The sequence below is a fragment of the Streptomyces poriticola genome (genome assembly GCF_036689765.1).
Taxonomy (GTDB): domain Bacteria; phylum Actinomycetota; class Actinomycetes; order Streptomycetales; family Streptomycetaceae; genus Streptomyces; species Streptomyces poriticola.
The window spans coordinates 1-1,115 of record NZ_JBAGKH010000090.1 but is presented as its reverse complement, the minus strand read 5'-3'; the positions used below and the strand labels follow the sequence as shown (position 1 = coordinate 1,115).

Below are 1,115 nucleotides of genomic sequence, written 5' to 3'. Positions count from 1 at the left end.
GTTATGTTTTCCGCGGTCCTGCAAGAGGGCCGCTGGCCTCCGGGCCCGGCATGGCGGGTCCCCCTTTCGAACCGATGACCTGGGGGGGGTGCCACCGGGCCCGAGAGGCGCCGTTGGAGACGCTGATGAGAGGTCCGACTACCGCCTGGCCAGGCGCAACGCCCTGCCACTTGTGGGCGGCAGGTCTGCATAACGTGGATGCGCGCACGACGCCAACGCCCCGGCCAGCACGCACGACATCCGTTCGGGAGAACGGCTTGTACGACAGCGACGAGATAGGCGTATTCCTGGGCCTGGACGTCGGCAAGACGAACCATCACGGACACGGACTCACCCCGGCCGGCAAGAAGGTCTTCGACAAGCAGCTGCCCAACACCGAACCCAAACTGCGAGAGGTGTTCACCAAGCTGAAGACGAATTCGGCACCGTGCTGGTGATCGTGGACCAGCCGACCTCCGTCGGAGCCCTGCCGCTCACGGTCGCCCGAGACGCCGGCTGTCAGGTCGCCTACCTGCCCGAACTGGCCATGCGCCGGATAGCCGACCTGTATCCGGGCGAGGCGAAGACCGACGCCCGCGACGCGGCCGTGATCGCGGACGCGGCCCGGACGATGCCGCACACCCTGCGCTCGCTGGAACTGACCGACGAGATCAGCGCCGAACAAACCGTGCTGGTCGGCTTCGACCAGGATCTGACGGCCGAGGCCACCCGCACCAGCAACCGGATCCGCGGCCTGCTAACCCAGTTCCACCACCCCAGCCTGGAGCGCGTTCTCGGTCCCCGGCTCGACCACCAGGCCGTCACCTGGCTGCTGGAACGCCACGGATCTCCCGCCGCCCTGCGAAAGGCCGGACGCCGCAAACCCGTCGAGGTCACACGGCCCAAGGCCCCGCGCATGGCAGCGCGGCTGATCGACGACGTCTTCGACGCCCTCGACGAGCAGACCGTCGTCGTTCCCGGCACCGGCACCCTCGACATCATCATCCCGGTACTCCTCCGCCTGGCCCGACAGCGGATCAACGTGCTGTTCGCCATGCTCCGCGACGGCACCTTCTACGAACCCAGAACCCCACGCCTCGCTTGACGAACGACATAGAGGCACCCCCGCTCCCGGA

Annotated in this window: 1 pseudogene; it reads left to right on the top strand. The window is 67.9% G+C overall.

Going from position 1 to position 1,115, the window contains the following annotated elements:
* Nucleotides 1-257 precede the first annotated feature (257 nt).
* Nucleotides 258-994 (top strand): annotated as a pseudogene (locus V5O46_RS31565) (IS110 family transposase); the annotation flags it as partial.
* Between the last annotated feature and the right edge of the window lie 121 nt (nt 995-1,115).